General features: G+C 70.9%; 21 protein-coding genes, 2 tRNA genes and 1 pseudogene. 14 read left to right on the forward strand and 10 right to left on the reverse strand.

Annotated elements, in window-relative coordinates; all coding sequences use genetic code 11:
• Positions 1-11: 11 nt before the first annotated feature.
• Positions 12-584, reverse strand: coding sequence for a DUF5753 domain-containing protein (locus BJF83_RS15095; protein WP_316042286.1), 573 nt, complete (start codon positions 582-584; stop codon positions 12-14).
• A 119-nt stretch (positions 585-703) separates the two neighbouring features.
• Positions 704-1,003: pseudogene (locus BJF83_RS30575) on the reverse strand (helix-turn-helix domain-containing protein); the annotation flags it as partial.
• On the opposite strand from BJF83_RS30575, the gene BJF83_RS15100 reads away from it, so the two are divergent.
• The 5 genes from BJF83_RS15100 (at position 992) to BJF83_RS15120 (ending at position 3,530) form a co-directional block, all read left to right on the forward strand.
• Entirely contained in the window at positions 992-1,156 is a 165-nt protein-coding gene (locus tag BJF83_RS15100; protein WP_262391566.1) for a hypothetical protein, read from the forward strand. The pseudogene BJF83_RS30575 and the gene BJF83_RS15100 sit on opposite strands and share 12 nt — an antisense overlap.
• 70 nt (positions 1,157-1,226) lie before the next feature.
• Complete coding sequence (locus tag BJF83_RS15105) at positions 1,227-1,478, forward strand: hypothetical protein (RefSeq protein WP_075926793.1); 252 nt, start codon at positions 1,227-1,229, stop codon at positions 1,476-1,478.
• The gene (locus tag BJF83_RS15110) at positions 1,475-1,723 is read left to right on the forward strand and encodes a hypothetical protein (RefSeq protein WP_075926794.1); all 249 of its coding nucleotides are present in this window, start codon (positions 1,475-1,477) and stop codon (positions 1,721-1,723) included. Before BJF83_RS15105 ends, BJF83_RS15110 begins: the two co-directional genes overlap by 4 nt.
• Positions 1,724-1,929: 206 nt before the next feature.
• Positions 1,930-2,127 carry a hypothetical protein gene (locus tag BJF83_RS26815; RefSeq protein ID WP_143831899.1) on the forward strand — a complete coding sequence of 66 codons (198 nt, stop codon included), beginning with the start codon at positions 1,930-1,932 and terminating at the stop codon, positions 2,125-2,127.
• Positions 2,124-3,530 carry a methyltransferase domain-containing protein gene (locus BJF83_RS15120; RefSeq protein ID WP_262391567.1) on the forward strand — a complete coding sequence of 469 codons (1,407 nt, stop codon included), beginning with the start codon at positions 2,124-2,126 and terminating at the stop codon, positions 3,528-3,530. The genes BJF83_RS26815 and BJF83_RS15120 overlap by 4 nt, the downstream gene beginning before the upstream one ends.
• Before the next feature lie 7 nt (positions 3,531-3,537).
• Here BJF83_RS15120 and BJF83_RS15125 read toward each other — a convergent pair.
• The 7 genes from BJF83_RS15125 to galU form a co-directional block, all read right to left on the reverse strand.
• Positions 3,538-3,611 (reverse strand) — tRNA-Ala (locus BJF83_RS15125).
• 68 nt (positions 3,612-3,679) lie between these two features.
• Complete coding sequence (locus tag BJF83_RS15130; protein WP_075926796.1) at positions 3,680-4,354, reverse strand: hypothetical protein; 675 nt, start codon at positions 4,352-4,354, stop codon at positions 3,680-3,682.
• 388 nt (positions 4,355-4,742) lie between these two features.
• A complete protein-coding gene (locus BJF83_RS15135) occupies positions 4,743-5,462 on the reverse strand; it encodes a GNAT family N-acetyltransferase (protein WP_075926810.1) in 720 nt (239 codons plus the stop codon).
• A gap of 249 nt (positions 5,463-5,711) precedes the next feature.
• Positions 5,712-6,230, reverse strand: coding sequence for a molybdenum cofactor biosynthesis protein B (locus BJF83_RS15140; RefSeq protein WP_075926797.1), 519 nt, complete (start codon positions 6,228-6,230; stop codon positions 5,712-5,714).
• Positions 6,223-6,732: a cyclic pyranopterin monophosphate synthase MoaC gene (gene moaC / locus BJF83_RS15145; RefSeq protein ID WP_075926798.1), complete on the reverse strand. Its 510-nt coding sequence runs from the start codon at positions 6,730-6,732 to the stop codon at positions 6,223-6,225. Before moaC ends, BJF83_RS15140 begins: the two co-directional genes overlap by 8 nt.
• Positions 6,733-6,857: 125 nt before the next feature.
• Entirely contained in the window at positions 6,858-8,087 is a 1,230-nt protein-coding gene (gene glp / locus BJF83_RS15150) for a gephyrin-like molybdotransferase Glp (RefSeq protein ID WP_075926799.1), read from the reverse strand.
• A gap of 102 nt (positions 8,088-8,189) precedes the next feature.
• Positions 8,190-9,131: a UTP--glucose-1-phosphate uridylyltransferase GalU gene (gene galU / locus BJF83_RS15155; protein WP_075926800.1), complete on the reverse strand. Its 942-nt coding sequence runs from the start codon at positions 9,129-9,131 to the stop codon at positions 8,190-8,192.
• Between the two features lie 165 nt (positions 9,132-9,296).
• Here galU and BJF83_RS15160 point away from each other — a divergent pair, with 165 nt between their 5' ends.
• The 4 genes from BJF83_RS15160 (at position 9,297) to BJF83_RS15175 (ending at position 11,760) form a co-directional block, all read left to right on the forward strand.
• The gene (locus BJF83_RS15160) at positions 9,297-9,953 is read left to right on the forward strand and encodes a 5-formyltetrahydrofolate cyclo-ligase (RefSeq protein WP_075926801.1); all 657 of its coding nucleotides are present in this window, start codon (positions 9,297-9,299) and stop codon (positions 9,951-9,953) included.
• Positions 9,954-10,125: 172 nt separating this feature from the next.
• The gene (locus BJF83_RS15165; protein WP_075926802.1) at positions 10,126-10,485 is read left to right on the forward strand and encodes an FmdB family zinc ribbon protein; all 360 of its coding nucleotides are present in this window, start codon (positions 10,126-10,128) and stop codon (positions 10,483-10,485) included.
• A gap of 118 nt (positions 10,486-10,603) precedes the next feature.
• Entirely contained in the window at positions 10,604-11,257 is a 654-nt protein-coding gene (locus tag BJF83_RS15170; protein ID WP_075926803.1) for a Flp pilus assembly protein CpaB, read from the forward strand.
• 98 nt (positions 11,258-11,355) lie between these two features.
• Positions 11,356-11,760 carry an MscL family protein gene (locus BJF83_RS15175; RefSeq protein ID WP_075926804.1) on the forward strand — a complete coding sequence of 135 codons (405 nt, stop codon included), beginning with the start codon at positions 11,356-11,358 and terminating at the stop codon, positions 11,758-11,760.
• Between the two features lie 94 nt (positions 11,761-11,854).
• Here the strand turns inward: BJF83_RS15175 and BJF83_RS15180 are convergent, their stop codons facing one another.
• On the reverse strand, positions 11,855-12,976 hold the full coding sequence (locus tag BJF83_RS15180) for a D-alanyl-D-alanine carboxypeptidase family protein (RefSeq protein ID WP_075926805.1): 1,122 nt from the start codon (positions 12,974-12,976) through the stop codon (positions 11,855-11,857).
• Positions 12,977-13,395: 419 nt separating this feature from the next.
• Between BJF83_RS15180 and BJF83_RS15185 the strand changes: the two genes are divergently transcribed.
• The 5 genes from BJF83_RS15185 to BJF83_RS15195 all read left to right on the forward strand — a co-directional run bounded on the left by BJF83_RS15185 (position 13,396) and on the right by BJF83_RS15195 (position 14,895).
• Positions 13,396-13,471 (forward strand) — tRNA-Arg (locus BJF83_RS15185).
• Positions 13,472-13,827: 356 nt separating this feature from the next.
• The gene (locus BJF83_RS15190; RefSeq protein WP_075926806.1) at positions 13,828-14,052 is read left to right on the forward strand and encodes a hypothetical protein; all 225 of its coding nucleotides are present in this window, start codon (positions 13,828-13,830) and stop codon (positions 14,050-14,052) included.
• Positions 14,053-14,191: 139 nt separating this feature from the next.
• Positions 14,192-14,338 (forward strand): hypothetical protein, encoded by a 147-nt coding sequence (locus BJF83_RS27490; RefSeq protein WP_158070374.1) that lies wholly within the window; start codon positions 14,192-14,194, stop codon positions 14,336-14,338.
• A gap of 9 nt (positions 14,339-14,347) precedes the next feature.
• Positions 14,348-14,524 (forward strand): hypothetical protein, encoded by a 177-nt coding sequence (locus BJF83_RS27495; RefSeq protein ID WP_158070375.1) that lies wholly within the window; start codon positions 14,348-14,350, stop codon positions 14,522-14,524.
• A gap of 14 nt (positions 14,525-14,538) precedes the next feature.
• A complete protein-coding gene (locus BJF83_RS15195; protein ID WP_187347160.1) occupies positions 14,539-14,895 on the forward strand; it encodes a hypothetical protein in 357 nt (118 codons plus the stop codon).
• Positions 14,896-14,911: the final 16 nt, after the last annotated feature.

The raw sequence follows: 14,911 nt of genomic DNA on the forward strand, positions 1-14,911 counted from the left end.
AGCAGGTCTTCCTAGAGGTCGGCGATCATCTTCTTCATCATGCGGATGGACTCAAGCTGCGATCTGGCCGTCACCTGGAGGTGGTCGAACACGTGGCGGTACTCCGCCACCTCAGCCTCCTCCTCCAGAAACAGGCCTTCGGTACGGGCCTCCAGATAGACCAGCGGAGCGTCCATCTCGTCTGGGAAGTCGAGCAGCACGAACGGCCCGGACAGGCCCGGGTGCAGACCGGCGGAGAACGGGAGCACCTGGATAGTGATGTCGTTGTCGGAGTCCTCGGCCTGGGCGATCAGGTGGCGGAGCTGCCCCTTGGCAACACCACCCGCCACGGGGAGCCGGTGAAGCGTGGACTCGTCGATCACAGCCCAGACCGTCGGCGGCTGCTCACCGTGCAGCACCTCCTGACGAGCCATGCGCGCTTCGACGATGCGGTCGACCTCCTCAGCCGGACGCGCGAGGGCGGCGCGAGCGGAAGCGGCGGCGTAGGCCTCCGTCTGGAGCAGGCCAGGGATGACGATGGGCTGGTAGGTCGAGATGACGGAGGCCTCAGACTCGAAGCCCACGAACGGGGAACCGCCGAACACGTCCTTGAACTTCGCCCACCAGCCTTCGTGCGGGACTGCCGAGCCAGTTCCAGGATCGCTTCGCGGGTGGCGTCGTCCTTGATCTCGAAGTAGTCGAGGAGCTGGCGGATGTTGCCCAGGTCCGGGCGCGTCCACTTGTTTCCCTCCATGTGGGCGAGGCGACCGCGTGACCACTCCAGGGCGGCGGTGACCTCCTCCAGGGTCTTCCCCCGTTCGTGTCGGAGGTGACGGAGCACGGCGGACAGACGGCGTCGGCGGACGGTAGGGCTGTATTTCCTGGTCATCGTGTCTCTCCCGTGGGGGTGGTCGTGCTGATCGTATGGCGAACTTCTCAATAGGGCATCTTTCGGAATCCTGGGATCGGAATCTCGCGATAAACTTGCAAAGTTTAGATTCCTAAGTTCATCATGGAGAGGCATTCATCCAAGCCGCCCTCATCCAGCGGCACTCTGACCAGGAGGTGCGCTTTGCGCTACCTGCGCCCCGACGACCTGGACCGTGTGCGCCACCGCGCCGCGACGATGATCCGAACCCGCGCCCGCGCCGCGCGTCCCGCCCCCGCCCCTACGTGACCTGGCCCGGCGGGGACCTCGCCCCGCTCACCCTGGCCGTGCGCGACCTGCTCGCCCTGCGGGGTGCGGCATGATCGACACCCAGACAGCAGACCTGCTCGCCGTGATCCACGACGCGCTCACCCTCCCGGCCGCGACCGACACCGGCCGCGCCGACCGGGAACGGCTGGAGCGCGTCCGCGCCGACGCCGTCCGCCAGGCAGTGCACCACGCGCTCGCCACCGGCGACCTGGCCAGCGCCGTCGACCTGCTCGACACCGCCATCGCGGCCTCGCCCATCGACCGGGTGTGCGTGCCCCACCAGAGGACGGTGGCGCGATGAAACACCGACGCAGGGTGTGCGACCTGCGCGAGCTGCCCGACGTTCCCGCGCTCAAGCGGTGGGCGGCCGAGCACGGGGCCGACGTCCACTGCCTGGGCCCGGACCTGGAGTCCCGTGCGGTCTACGGCGCGGCCGTCGGCCCGGTGATCCGGGTCGCCCGGTCGCGGCACCGGGAACCGCACCCGCACGCGCCCGTGTGGCACTCCCCGCTCGAACACCTGCCCAACACCGCCTCGGCGGTCTGAGCCGGTGCGGCCCCCGCCCCCGGCCGGGGCCGCACCCTCCCCCAAGGAGGAACGGTGGACGGAGCCACCCGGTGCACCGGTACCGCGAGCGGGCAGCACGACTACGTGGCCGACCCACCCACCCGACACGACCGCATCCGAACCGCCAGGTGTCGCCACTGCGGCGATGTCCTGACCGTCACCCGATAAACCCCGAGGGAGTCTCAATGGCAGCCACATTCGCCCCCCACCGCGCACCCCGACCGGCCGAGCCGCGGCCGAGCACGCCCAGCGCCGAGAAGGACTGCGGCATGTGCAACGGGCAGGGCGGCAGCTGGGAGACCAACGACGGAGGCAACCCCGGCAGGAACATCGGCCGCTGGGTGCCCTGCCCCGGATGCAAGGGAACGGGGAAGGCCTCGTGAGCGGGCACAGCACCGGCAGGGACCACGCACCCCTCGCCGCGTCCCTGGCCGGACGCCTGCGCGATAGCGGCACCCCCGAGCACATCGCGAGGTTGTTCGCGCGGGTGCCCCGGCACCGGTTCCTGCCGGACGTGTACTGGACCGAGGACCGCACCCGCGTCGACTGGACCGAGGATCCGGGGAACTGGCTGCGCACGGCCTACACCGACCAGGCGCTCACGACCCAGCGCGATGACGGCCGCGACGACGGGATGGGCGTGCCCACCTCCTCCTCGTCGGCCCCCGGCGTCATGGCGCGCATGCTGACGGCCGCGCGGATCGAGCCGGACCAGCGGGTGCTGGAAATCGGCACCGGAACCGGATTCAACGCGGCGCTGTTGTCCGAACTGCTCGGCGCCCGCAACGTCGCCACGATCGAAGTCGACGAGGCGCTCACCGAGACCGCCCGCACGTCCCTGTACACAGCCGGGTACACCCCGGACATCATCGTCGGCGACGGCGAGCAGACGCCGCGCCCCGCCAGCGTCCACCGGATCATCGCCACGTGCACCGTGTCACGGGTGCCGTGGTCGTGGCTGGACCAGGTGCGCGGCCGAGGCCGGATCGTCACCCCGTGGTCACCGACGCCGGGCGCCCCGGGCGGGGTGCTCGCCGTGTTGGACACCGACGGGAGCGGGCTCGCCGAGGGCGCGTTCGAGGGCAGCCTGGCCTTCATGTGGTCCCGGAATCAGCGCCGACCCGAGGGTGCCTCACCTGCCACGGACACGCACCCCGGGCATGTCGAGAACGGTACCGGTGACCCGCGTGAACCCTGGCTCGACGGTGAGGAGGCCCTTCTTCTGTCCTTGCTGATGCCGGACTGGGCGTTCGGGATGCGTAGGAAGCCTGGTGCCGACGAGCCGCATGTGTGGCTGGCCTCCACCCGGTGCGGGTCGTGGGCGCGGTTGCACGCGGACGGTCGTGTTGAGCAGGACGGAGACCGGCTCCTCGTGCAGGAGGCGCGGACCGCCCGGCAGTGGTGGCGCTCGCGTGGCGAGCCCGGAGTCGACCGGTTCGGGCTGACCGTCGACCGGGCTGCCGGACGCAGGCGGTGTGGCTCGACGACCCCCGGCACGTCCTGTGGACCACCCACCGGTAGTTCACCTGAGACCCCGCGCGCGCTCACCGCCGCGGTGAGCGGGGCGCGATGCTGGAGGGCCTCACCGCACGCTGGGAAGGCGCACTACGGGAGCGTTGCGCGATGTCCCCACGGCCGTCCGTCCCGATCGTGGACGACCTCCCGAAACCGCTCCGGTCCCAGAAAACAGAGGGGGAGACGACTGGGGTTCCCTCACAGGAAATCTCCCATTCGTCTCCCGAATCGGGGGTTCCCCCTGCGTCGGCGGTCCCGCAAGACCGCCTGACCTTCGGTGGAGCTATGGGGATTTGAACCCCAGACCCCCTCGATGCGAACGAGGTGCGCTACCGGACTGCGCCATAGCCCCGAAGACGAGACAAAGCCTAGCAGGGATTCCGGGATGGTCCGAACACGGCCGGACCACCCCGGTCCTGATCAGTCTCCGGCTGCCCGGAGCCGGGCGTCCGCGTACTGGTCGTACACCTGGTTGCGGCGCTCGCGGAGCGCGATGACCTGCGCCTCCCGCTCCGCCTCGCGACGTTCCTCCTCCCGGGCCGCACGACGTGCCCGGAGCGTGGCGCGGCGGCGCGCCCGGATCCGCGTCTCCAGACGCTCAGCGTCGGCCTTGGCGGCCTCCCTGAGCAGGACCAGGTGCCCGGCCAGCAGGAGGACCGGCGGGGTGATGACCCACCACGGGCCGAGGCCGACCACGACCGCCACGATGGTGGCCACGTTCACCAGCACCAACACCGTGGTGCGGCGCCGACGACGGGCGATGACCCGTGCCCGCGACCCCCCGGACCCGCGATGGCGACCCGGGTGGGCGCGCGGACGCTCCCGCCGGACCGTCGCCCCGGCGTCCTGGGCGGGACCGAACACGGGCCGTCGGAGCACCTGGGTCTCCTCGGAGTCGGGGTCCTCACCCTCCTCCGGAACCGCTGCCGCGACCTCGTCGGACTCCTCGACCCGCTCGGCTTCCTCGGGCTCCCACTCGTCCTCCCGACGCTGGTCCTCGTGGACGGTGTCCACTGAGTCCTTGCGCAACAGCATCGGCACGAGGACGATGAGCCAGACCACCACGATGGCCAGGTACAGAGGAGAGCTGCTCATCACCCCTCCTCACGATGACGGCCACTGAACGTTGTTCGACACCTCGCCGACACCGCTCCGCGTGGCGTCCCCGGTTCCTCGGACGTCCCCCGACGGGGGCTCGTCCCCGCCCCCGATGGGGACGAATCCCGTGAGCCAAATCCTCGCGTTGGCCGCATCGTCAATGCGTCTACGTTCCGCACGGTACGACCCCGTGTCCATAAATGCGCCACATTCTGACCGGAGTGTCGCAAGATTGTGGACCTTCAGTTTCGGTCGGCGTGCCCTCGGACGGAGAAGTACAGGTCAGCAGCCGACTGCGGAGCGGAGTGCCCATTCGACGCAAAGTAATAACTAAGTCTGGGTAAAGTGGGGTTTGACTCCGAACGCCTCCGTGCGGCTGACGCGATCAGTGGGGTCCCGGGTGCGGACTCGCCGGATCGCGTGGATTCCCGCTCCCGTTCGGGTCTTCCGGCCCCAAAGCGGAAGCAGGGTCGGAACCGGACTCGGGGAGCGGTCCGGACGGCGCGCGGTCGCGCCAGCGGCGCAGCAGACCGTGGGGCACCTCCTCGGCCGTGAGCGCGTAGCAGATGTGGTCGCGCCAGGCGCCGTCTATGTGCAGCTGGCGTCGTCGCACCCCCTCGTCGCGGAAGCCGAGCTTGGCGACCACCCGTCTGCTGGCCCTGTTCTCCGGCCTGATGTTGGCCTCGATCCGGTGCAGTCCGACCTGGAAGAAGGAGTGGTCGACCGCGAGCGCGACCGCCGTGGGCGTGATCCCGCGTCCCGCGTGGGCGTTGTCGATCCAGTACCCCACCTGTGCTGACCTGGCAGAACCCCAGACGATCGCGCCGACGGTCAGCTGTCCGACGAACTCGCCGCCCCAGGTGATCGCCCAGGGCATCGACAGCCCTTGCCGGGCCTCGCGGCGGATGGCCTGGAGCATCGAGACGTAGGGGGTCAGGCCGGTGGTGCGCAGCGGCATCTCGGGGTAGGTCGGTTCCCAGGGGCGCAGCCACTCGGCGTTGCGCGAGCGCGTGTCCCGCAGTGCCGGGGCGTCGCGGAGTCGCAGCGGTCGGAGCGCGATCGGCCCGTCTTGCAGGGTGACGGGCCACCCTTGTCTGCGATACACGACCGTCCCTCCGAGCGTCACGGCATCACCGACCACGGACACGACCCTTCCCAGGGCGTGCGGTGCGCCCACCACCGATGACGCCTCCCAGTATTCCACTCCGGGAGTGTCGGGTGGCGGGCGTCACCCACACGCCCCAAGTTCCGGTTTCGATCTAACCCCGATTGCCGCGCACCGAAAACCGGTGGTAGGTCAAGGAATTCCCCATGGACGGAATGCCCGTGATGTGATTCCGGTCATTCTTCCGTCTCATTCGGGGCGTGCGTGATCGCCGCCACACAACTGGTCCAACGCGTGCAGCAGCACCGGCTCCAGCACGTCCATGCCGTCCTTCACCCCGCCCCTGGATCCGGGCAGGTTGACCACGAGCATGCGGTGGCCGTCCCGTTCGGCCACCCCCGCCAGACCCCGCGACAGGATCGCCGTGGGCACGCCCTTGGCCCGGCCCTGCGCGCGCAGCGCCTCGGCGATCCCGGGGATCTCCAAGGACAGCAGCGGGCGGGTCACCTCGGGGGTCAGGTCCTGCGGCGTGAGCCCGGTGCCTCCGGTCGTGAGCACGGCGCCCGCCCTCATGTCCAGCGCGCGGTCGAGGGCCTCCGCCACGGGCAGGCCGTCCGGAACCACCCAGGGGCCGACGACCGCGCATCCCAGGGCGCGCAGCCGCTCCGCGACCACCGGTCCCGACCGGTCCGGGTACACCCCCGCCGCCGCCCGGTTGGAGGCCGTGACGACCACGACCCTGGGATATCCGGGCGGGCGCTCACTCACCGCGCCTCCAGTGCCCCTTCTTGCCGCCGGTCTTCTCCTCGACGCGCACCCGCGTCACCTCGGCCTCGGGGTCGAGCGCCTTGACCATGTCCACCAGCCCGAGCGCGGCGGTCATGACGCAGGTCAGCGCCTCCATCTCGACACCCGTGCGGTCGGCCGTGCGGACCGTGGCGCTGATGTCCACGCCGTCGTCGACGACGGTCAGGTCGACGTCGACACCGTGCACGGCGATGGGGTGGCACAGGGGGACGAGGTCGGGCGTGCGCTTGGCCCCCTGGATCCCGGCGATGCGCGCGACCGCCAGCGCGTCGCCCTTGGGCACCCCGCCCCCGCGCAGCGCGGCGACGGTCTGCGGGGTGAGCAGGACACAACCGGTCGCGGTGGCGGTACGCGCGCTCACGGCCTTCGCGGAGACGTCGACCATCCGCGCCGCGCCGGACTCGTCCAGGTGGGTGAAACCGGAGGGGTGCGCGACCCGCTCCGTCCGTGGGGTGTCGCTCATCGGTCGCCTCGTCAACACTCGAAGGTCGAGCGCGGCCCTGGCCAGGCCGCGGGGGCCCGCGGGGGCGTGCCCACCACGACCGTACGGCACGCCACCGCCCCCGGAGCACCCGGAGGTGCGGCGTCTCACCCCTCGGGCAGTCGCATGACCTCCACGGCCGCACCGGCGCGCAGTTCGGTCACGTCCTCGGGGACCACCACGAGCGCGTCCGCGTCCGCCAGCGCCGACAGCTGGTGGGAGCCCTGCCGCACGGCCGGCGCCACGGTCGGGCGCACGTCTGCGCCGTGTGCGGGCTCGGTCAGGACGCCGCGCAGGAAGGAGCGGCGCCCGGGCGGCGACGTCACCGGGGAGGTCAGGGTCGCGCGCGTGGTCGGCAGCGGTCGCGGGTCCAGGCCCCGCAGCCTACGCAGAACGGGCTGGACGAAGACCTGGAAGGAGACGAACGCGCTCACGGGGTTGCCGGGCAGGGTGAGGATCGGCGTCCCGTCGGGACCGAACGTCCCGAACCCCTGGGGCTTGCCCGGCTGCATCGCGACCTGTGTGAAGTCGACCGTGCCCTGCTGGGTGAGCACCTCCTTGACGACGTCGTAGGCGCCCATGCTCACACCGCCGCTGGTGATGAGGAGGTCGGCCCGCATCAGCAGGCCCTCCAGGGTGTCGAGCACGGTGGCGGCGTCGTCGCCGACGAAACCGTGCCGGTGCACCTCGCACCCAGCGTCGAGCGCGGCGGCCGCGAGCATGAAGCTGTTCGACTCCCAGATCTGGCCGGGGCCCAACGGACGGCCGGGCTCGACCAGCTCCTCCCCGGTGGAGAGCACCACGACCCGCGGCCGGGGGAAGACGGAGACGGAGCGGCGGCCGACCGACGCCAGGACGCCCATCTCCCCCGCGCCGACACGGACGCCCGGGCGCAGCACCTCGGCGCCCTCGCGGACGTCGTCGCCCGCGCACCGGACGGCGTTGCCGCCCTTGACCGGACGGTCGAAGCGCGCGGTGGTCGTCCCGCCGTCGGTCCACTCGACCGGCACGACGGCGTCCGCCCCGGTCGGCACGGGGGCGCCGGTCATGATGCGGGCGCACATGCCCGGAGGGACCGCGACCGGTGAGCCGTCACCGGCGGCGATGTCGGCGATGACGGGCAGGCGCACCGGATCGTCGGCGGTGGCGGCGGACAGATCGGCGGCGTGCACGGCGTACCCGTCCATCGACGCGTTGTCGAACCCCGGCAGGGACACCGGTGAGACGACGGCCTCGGCCAGCACGGTCCCGTGCGCCTGGAGCAGGTCGACCTCGGTCGGTTCGGGTGGCGCGATCAGTCCGAGGACGTCTCTGACATGCTGTTCGACGGTCTTCACGGGGGTCCCTCGGGTTGTGGTCGTTCAGGACGAAATGTTCTGGATGCCCAGGACGGTGGGGAAGCCACGTCCCATGGTCACCACGGCGGCGTGGGGGACCGCTCAGGCCGTGCCGCCCTCGTGGCGGTCGACGAACTCACGCAACCAGGGCAGCAGTTCGGCGGCCAGGTCGGGGCGGCGACAGGCGAAGTCGACCACCGTGCGAATGTAGTCGGCCTTGTTGCCGGTGTCGTACCGACGGCCCCGGAACAGGACGCCGCGCACGGTTCCGCCGTCCTCGGGCTTGCGGCGCGCGAGCTCGCGCAGGGCGTCGGTCAGCTGGATCTCGCCGCCGCGGCCGGGCGGGGTCTCGTGCAGGACGGGAAAGACCGCCGGGTCGCAGACGTAGCGGCCGATGATCGCCCAACGGCTCGGCGCCTGGTCCGCTGCGGGCTTCTCGACGAGGTCGGTGACGGTGACGACGTCCTCCTCGTCGGTGGGCTCGATGCCCGCGCAGCCGTAGAGGGACACCTGCTCGGGCTCGACCTCCATGAGCGCGACCACACTGCCGCCGTGGCGCTCACGCACCTCGATCATCCGGCTGAGCAGGCCGGAGTTGTCGATCAGGTCGTCACCGAGCAGCACGGCGAACGGGTTGTCGCCCACATGCGCCCGCGCGCACAGCACAGCGTGGCCCAGCCCCCGCGGCTCCCCCTGGCGGACGTAGTGCACCTGCGCCAGGTCACTGGACTCGCGCACCGACCGGAGACGCTCCTGGTCGCCCTTGGCGGCCAGCGCCTCCTCCAGTTCGTAGGCGCGGTCGAAGTGGTCCTCGATCGAGCGCTTGCTGCGACCGGTGATCATCAGGACGTCACGGAGCTCTGCGGCCACCGCCTCTTCCAGGACGTACTGGATCGCGGGCTTGTCCACGATCGGCAGCATCTCCTTGGGGGTGGCCTTGGTCGCGGGCAGGAACCGGGTGCCCAGACCCGCCGCGGGCACGACCGCCTTCGTGACGGAGGTGGCGGCGGATCGGGTCCGCGTCTGGTCGGTGTCGGCGCTCATGTCGGCACTCTAGGACAGTCCGCAGGTCACCCGGGGCGTCCACACCCGAGGCGGCTACCAGATGTCCCGACGCTTTCGGACCAATGACGCGAAACCGCCACCCTGAGTTCATCGTGCGCGGCACCGCATCGCGCGCCGGGGGCCGGGCGGTGCCAGACTGGGGCCATGGACGGTGAGGGCTGGCCGACGGACCGGTCGGACAAGCGGGCGCTGCGGCGGCGGATCCTGGCGGCGCGCCGCGAGCGTGGAACGGACGAGCGCGCCCGCGTGGGCTCCGCGGTACGCGACACCCTGATGGAGCTGCCGTGGCTGTCCATGGGCGGGACGGTCGCCTGCTACTACTCCGTCGGCGGCGAGCCCGACACCCGCAAGCTGGTGACGGCGCTGTGGAAGCGGGGAGCGTACGTGCTGCTGCCGGTCTTCCTGCCGGGCGGCGGCCTGGACTGGGCGGCGTTCGACGGCCCGGAGAGCCTGGCCCCGGCCGGGCGCGGGCTGGTCGAGCCCACCGGCCACCGGTACGGGGTCGGCGCGTTGGCCAGGGCGGACGCGGTGATCTGCCCGGCACTGGCCGTGGACCGCGAGGGCATGCGGTTGGGCCGCGGCGCCGGGTGCTACGACCGGGCGCTGGTCCACAAGGGACCGCACACGCCGTCGATCGCCGTGGTGCACGACGAGGAGTTGCTGGCGTCGGTGCCCGGCGAGCCGCACGACCGACCGGTGGACGCCGTGGTCACACCCGGCGGGGGGCTGCGGGTGTTCGATCCTGACTCCGGGGTCTGGCCGACCCCCGAGGGGCGGACGAACCGGTCCGCCCGGGATTAACCGACCCCGTCGGAGCGTTGTCGCTGGCGGTCGCGCCCGTGGACGCGACGTCCCGCTCCGGCCCTCCCCGACGCGTGTGTTCGGCCCGAGGCGCTGTCGCGGCCCAGGTCGGCGAGCGATTACTATTCAGCAGTCAACGGGCGAGAGTGCCAGCCATAGGAGGACGGGAACAGTGCCTACGTACCAGTACGCGTGCACCGAGTGCGGCGCCCAGATGGAGGTCGTGCAGAGCTTCAGCGACGACTCCCTGACCGTGTGCCCCGAGTGCGAGGGACGTCTGCGCAAGGTCTACTCCGCCGTGGGCATCGTGTTCAAGGGTTCGGGCTTCTACCGCACCGACAGCGGCACGCCCTCCAACGGTTCCACGCTGACGGGCGCCAACTCCGGTGAGAGCAAGGGCGGCACGTCGAGCGACTCCGCGTCTCCTGCGAAGAGCGCCTCCAGCGACTCCGGGTCGGCCAGCCCGTCCAGCTCCTCGGCCACGAGCACGGCGAGCAGCGGTTCCAGCACCACCGCCGCTGCGGCCGGCTGATCCGCCGCGCCCCCTGACGGCCGAGCGCCGCCGACCTCCGGCGGCGCACCGTCGACCCGAGGCGAATCCACCCTGTGGACAACCGCCACGGTGTCCTTCCGACGCCTAGCGTGGGGACATGGCCTCCGCTCCCAGCCGCCCCCACCGGCACCGCCATCCGCTCACCCGACTGATCGACCGGCGTCGGCGCGTCCTCGCCGCCCTGCTCGCCGCCGTCGCGCTGCTCACCGCGACCCTCCTCGTGCGTCCGCCGCCGGTCACCACCGCGGCGGTGCTCGTCGCCGCCCGCGACCTCGACCCCGCGCGTGCCCTGGCCGAGCGGGACCTGGTCCGCCGAGACCTGCCCGGCCACGCCGTCCCGAGCGGAGCCCTCGCTCCCGAGACCGATTGGGACGGAGCCCTGATCAACGCCCCCGTCCGTCGCGGCGAGGTGATCACCGACGCCCGTCTGGCCGATCCGCCCGCCCGCGCCTACGGCCCCGGCCTGGTGGCGGCCCCGGTCCGTGTCGCCGACCCCGGGGCGGTGGACCTGCTGTCCCCGGGCAGCCGCGTGGACGTGCTGGCCGCCACCGGACCCGGCGACCCCCACCGCCCGCGCGCCAGACCGGCGCAGGAGGTGGCCACCGACCGTCCGGTCCTCGCCGTGCCGGACGAGGACGCCCGGAGCGGGGAGGGCGGGGCGCTGCTGCTCATCGCCGCCACCCCCGACGAGGCCAGGGTCCTGGCGGGACACGCCGCCGCCTCACGGCTGTCCATCACCATCCGCGGTTGACCGACAACCAGTCGTGGTGAATGCTGACCGGGCGCGACACCAGGCATCCCACCTGGGAGCGCGCGTACCTGACGGCACGAGTCACGTAGGGCGGTTCCATGGACGGCTTCAAGAAGTTCCTGCTTCAGGGGAACCTGGTACAGCTCGCGGTCGCGGTGGTGATCGGCGCGGTCTTCGCCAACCTCGTCACGGCGTTCACCGAAGGGTTCATCACCCCGCTGATCGGGATCTTCGGCGGGATCCCCACCTTCAACGAGCTCTACTTCGAGATCAACGGCAGCCGATTCACGTACGGCGCGTTCGTCGACGCGTTGGTCTCGTTCCTGATCACGGCCGCCGTCCTGTACTTCTTCGTGGTGATGCCGGTCGGCAAGCTCCTGGAGCGGTTCGACAAGGCCGAGGAGGCCACCACCCGGGCGTGCCCGCACTGCCTCGGCGACGTGCCCAGGAAGGCCACCCGCTGCGGCCAGTGCACCAGCGAACTCACCCCGGAGGCGGTCTGACCGCTCCGCTGGGAGGCCGGGCGCGGCGGGTCGGCGGGCCGACTCCGAACGTCCGTGCCGAGCCGCCGCCCGGCTGACGGGCGGCGGCCTACGGTCAACCGGTGTACTCCCAGTGCCAGGGCTCGAACGGGCTCGACTTGGCCCACGCGGGGTGGATCCAACCGAAGTCGGGTCCGTTCGCGTTCATCCAGTTCCAGCGCTCGGATCGGTAGTTCTGGATGCCGCAGCCGAGGTCGAGGGCCTGCCCCAGACCGTGGTTGCTGGTTCCCGGCACGGCGGCGTAGCCCGGTGGCACCTCCCGGTACACGCGGTACTGGTTCGGCAGGTCCCGGTAGGCGCTGGTGAGGCAGATGTTCTCGCCGTACTCCTCCACGTACCGCATGTTGAGCTCGAAGAACTCGGCGGCGGCGTCGGCGCGCAGGAACTTGTCGTCGTAGAGCGCGCAGAGGGAGGACTGGGGCAACTGCCCGTTGGGGTAGCCGTCCGCGTCAGACCCCTGGCCCGCATCGCACTCGGCCTGGTTCATGTACGTACCGGGGTCCAGCCCCAGGCTCTCCAGTTCCTCCATGAGCCGGTCGGTGCTCTCCTCGGCCTGGTCGCGCAGTTCGTCGACCTCGGCGGCGAGTTCCACCTGCTCCAGCTGCGTGGAGGTCTGCAACTCCTGCGCCTGGCCCGCCAGTTGGACCTGCTCCTCGCGCAGGTCGGTCGCGTCCTGGATGAGCGCCTGGTTGTCCTCCGCGATCTTGGCCGCGTAGGACTGCGTCTGAAGGTCCTCCTCCAGTGAACCCGTGGCCAGCATCGCGAGGACGCCGCCACCCGGCTGCTGGTACAACGTGCTGGCCAGCTGCGCGAGCGGTTCGCGCATCTCCCGAAGCTCCGCCTCGGACTGTTGCAGCTCGTGGAGGACGTCGACCAGTTCACCCTGGGCCGCCTCCACGGCCTCCTGACGTTCGACGTACTCGTCGGTGGCCGCCTCCAGAGCCTCCGTCGCCGCCTCGTTCTGCTCCCGCAACTGCGCCAGGTCGGCTTCCTGGGCGGACACCGGGTCGGCCGCGCCGACGGCTCCGGACACGGCCAGAACCGAAACGGCCACGATGAGCGTTAGCGGCCTCAGGAGCCCGTGTCGCCAACCACGGACGGGCTCCGTGAGAGCGACTGGTGGCCCGTTCCCCGATACGCGCAACCCCCGCCGCGCCGAATCAGCAGTGAACGGCACGAATGATCCTCCGCCTGCATGTCGTCGAACACCTAACGTGGCCGCATCGCAACGTACTACATGTCCACATGCGGTCACACGAGACCGAACGGCAGGGCCGCGGCTGTCCGGACCGTTTTCCCCGGTCCCCCCTGGCCGCCCACTCCGACATTCGGCGTCATCCCAGCTCATCGCGGTGAACGGCCACACCTACCACTCCGCCGTCGCGGAAGGGAGGCATACGCGGTCAGATCATGACAGACGACGTGAACAACATCACACCGCTACCAGGACAACCAATCGTAGAGCAGCGTACTGTGCCCAGCGTCCAGAGTCCCCGAGTCAGGCCACCAGCGGGCCGACCGACACCCCACGCACTCCCATCCTGGGTTAGGCTTGGCCCAGCGACGAGGGAACCGATACCTCCCCACCGCGCCCATGGCTCCATAGCTCAGGGGATAGAGCACCGCTCTCCTAAAGCGGGTGTCGCAGGTTCGAATCCTGCTGGGGCCGCCACACGTGACCTGGGGTTTGTGCACTGAGAAGGACCCCAGGTCACATCTGGGGTCTCCATACAGGTCTCAGTTCCTAGCGGTCTACACGTCATCCAGAAGTGCGGACTGCATCCGGTCGATGGTTCCCCGAGTGAGCGCACTGCTCGCCTTCCCAGGCCCGCCCGGCGAGGTCCCGCTCGTGCTGCCGCATCTGCCAGCGCGTCCGCAGCTCCCCCGCGAGCTGCTTCGGGATCGGGAGCACCAAGCGCTCGCGCCCCTGCCCCTTGCCCGCGCTCTTGCGTCTGCCGAAGTACTCGGCTAAACGTCCCAGATCTGGCCGCGGCCCCGCTAGTGTGGTCCACCTCGGATGGGTCGGCGGTGCCGGTCGGCCAGTGGCTCCGCGTCGAGTTCGTCTACGACGGCACCGATTTCGAGTCGCGGGTGTTCGCCGGGCACGCCACCACCGCCGAACGGATCAACATCTGGGCCGGACTCGCCGACCCGGGGCGCAGCCTCGACATCACCGGGTTTCGGTGGCGTCGCCGGAGCACGCTCCGTCCGGGCGACCAGGCGCCGGGGTCTCCGAGCTCCAGAACGGCCTGATCGACCTCGGCGAGGACCTGTCCCCGTGGGGCGCGGACGGCGACTACGGCAGTCTCACGAAGACGGCCGTCGAGAACCAGCAACCGATCTCGGCCTCACCCCTGTCGACGGTGAGGCGGGGCCCGAAACCCGGGCGGCGATGGACCTCGCGCTGGGACGGATTCCCGACCCGCTGTGGGTGTCCCACCTGGCGGTCGCCGACGGCCAGTGGATCGGCCCGGCTGAACCCGTCGTGACCGAGTTGACCGACCCCGGGGGGCTCCGAGTGGGCCTCCTCCCCATCTGAGGTGCACCCGTGAGCACACCACCGACACCGAACTACGCGCACCTGGGAGAACTGTTGACCCTGATACGCGACGAGATGCGCAGAGGCTTCGCCGGCCGGCGGATGATCTGGGCCGCTGTGATCGCAGGGGCCCTGTCCCTGGTGGTCGGGGCCGCCCTCCTGGCCTTGCAGCTCCTCGCTACCTGACCAACCACCCCAGCATGCCCCGGTGCCAGCGCTGGGGCCTTCGCAACGCCCACCTGGAGGCAACCGTGATCGACTACCCGCGGACCTACTTCGGCTGGTCCGCGTCCTCCCCCGCTGACTACGCCGACCCCGAGTCGGGTCTGGTCGTCCACTACAACGGGCCCGCGACCAACCTCGGCGGCCACTCCGCGTGCGTCTCCTACTGGAAGAACGCCCGCAACGACCACGTCAACAACCGCGGATGGGCCGACATCGGGTACAGCTTCGGCGTCTCGACCGAGGGCGCCATCTTCGAGGGCCGGGGGCTGCACCGCTACCAGGCCGCCCAGGGCACCAGCTCGGGCAACGCGAACTACTACAGCGTGTCCTGATGATCGGCGACGGCGA

This window comes from Nocardiopsis sp. CNR-923 (genome assembly GCF_001942255.1).
Taxonomy (GTDB): Bacteria; Actinomycetota; Actinomycetes; order Streptosporangiales; family Streptosporangiaceae; genus Nocardiopsis.

Excerpts from the sequence above, each read along its gene's own strand:
- galU (WP_075926800.1), bottom strand. The coding sequence starts at position 9,131 with ATGAGCGCCGACACCGACCAGACGCGGACCCGATCCGCCGCCACCTCC.
- BJF83_RS15105 (WP_075926793.1), top strand. The coding sequence starts at position 1,227 with ATGATCGACACCCAGACAGCAGACCTGCTCGCCGTGATCCACGACGCG.
- BJF83_RS15170 (WP_075926803.1), top strand. The coding sequence starts at position 10,604 with ATGGCCTCCGCTCCCAGCCGCCCCCACCGGCACCGCCATCCGCTCACC.
- BJF83_RS15110 (WP_075926794.1), top strand. The coding sequence starts at position 1,475 with ATGAAACACCGACGCAGGGTGTGCGACCTGCGCGAGCTGCCCGACGTT.
- BJF83_RS27490 (WP_158070374.1), top strand. The coding sequence starts at position 14,192 with ATGGACCTCGCGCTGGGACGGATTCCCGACCCGCTGTGGGTGTCCCAC.
- BJF83_RS15130 (WP_075926796.1), bottom strand. The coding sequence starts at position 4,354 with ATGAGCAGCTCTCCTCTGTACCTGGCCATCGTGGTGGTCTGGCTCATC.
- BJF83_RS15100 (WP_262391566.1), top strand. The coding sequence starts at position 992 with ATGGAGAGGCATTCATCCAAGCCGCCCTCATCCAGCGGCACTCTGACC.
- BJF83_RS26815 (WP_143831899.1), top strand. The coding sequence starts at position 1,930 with ATGGCAGCCACATTCGCCCCCCACCGCGCACCCCGACCGGCCGAGCCG.
- moaC (WP_075926798.1), bottom strand. The coding sequence starts at position 6,732 with ATGAGCGACACCCCACGGACGGAGCGGGTCGCGCACCCCTCCGGTTTC.
- BJF83_RS15175 (WP_075926804.1), top strand. The coding sequence starts at position 11,356 with ATGGACGGCTTCAAGAAGTTCCTGCTTCAGGGGAACCTGGTACAGCTC.
- BJF83_RS15160 (WP_075926801.1), top strand. The coding sequence starts at position 9,297 with ATGGACGGTGAGGGCTGGCCGACGGACCGGTCGGACAAGCGGGCGCTG.
- BJF83_RS15195 (WP_187347160.1), top strand. The coding sequence starts at position 14,539 with ATGCCCCGGTGCCAGCGCTGGGGCCTTCGCAACGCCCACCTGGAGGCA.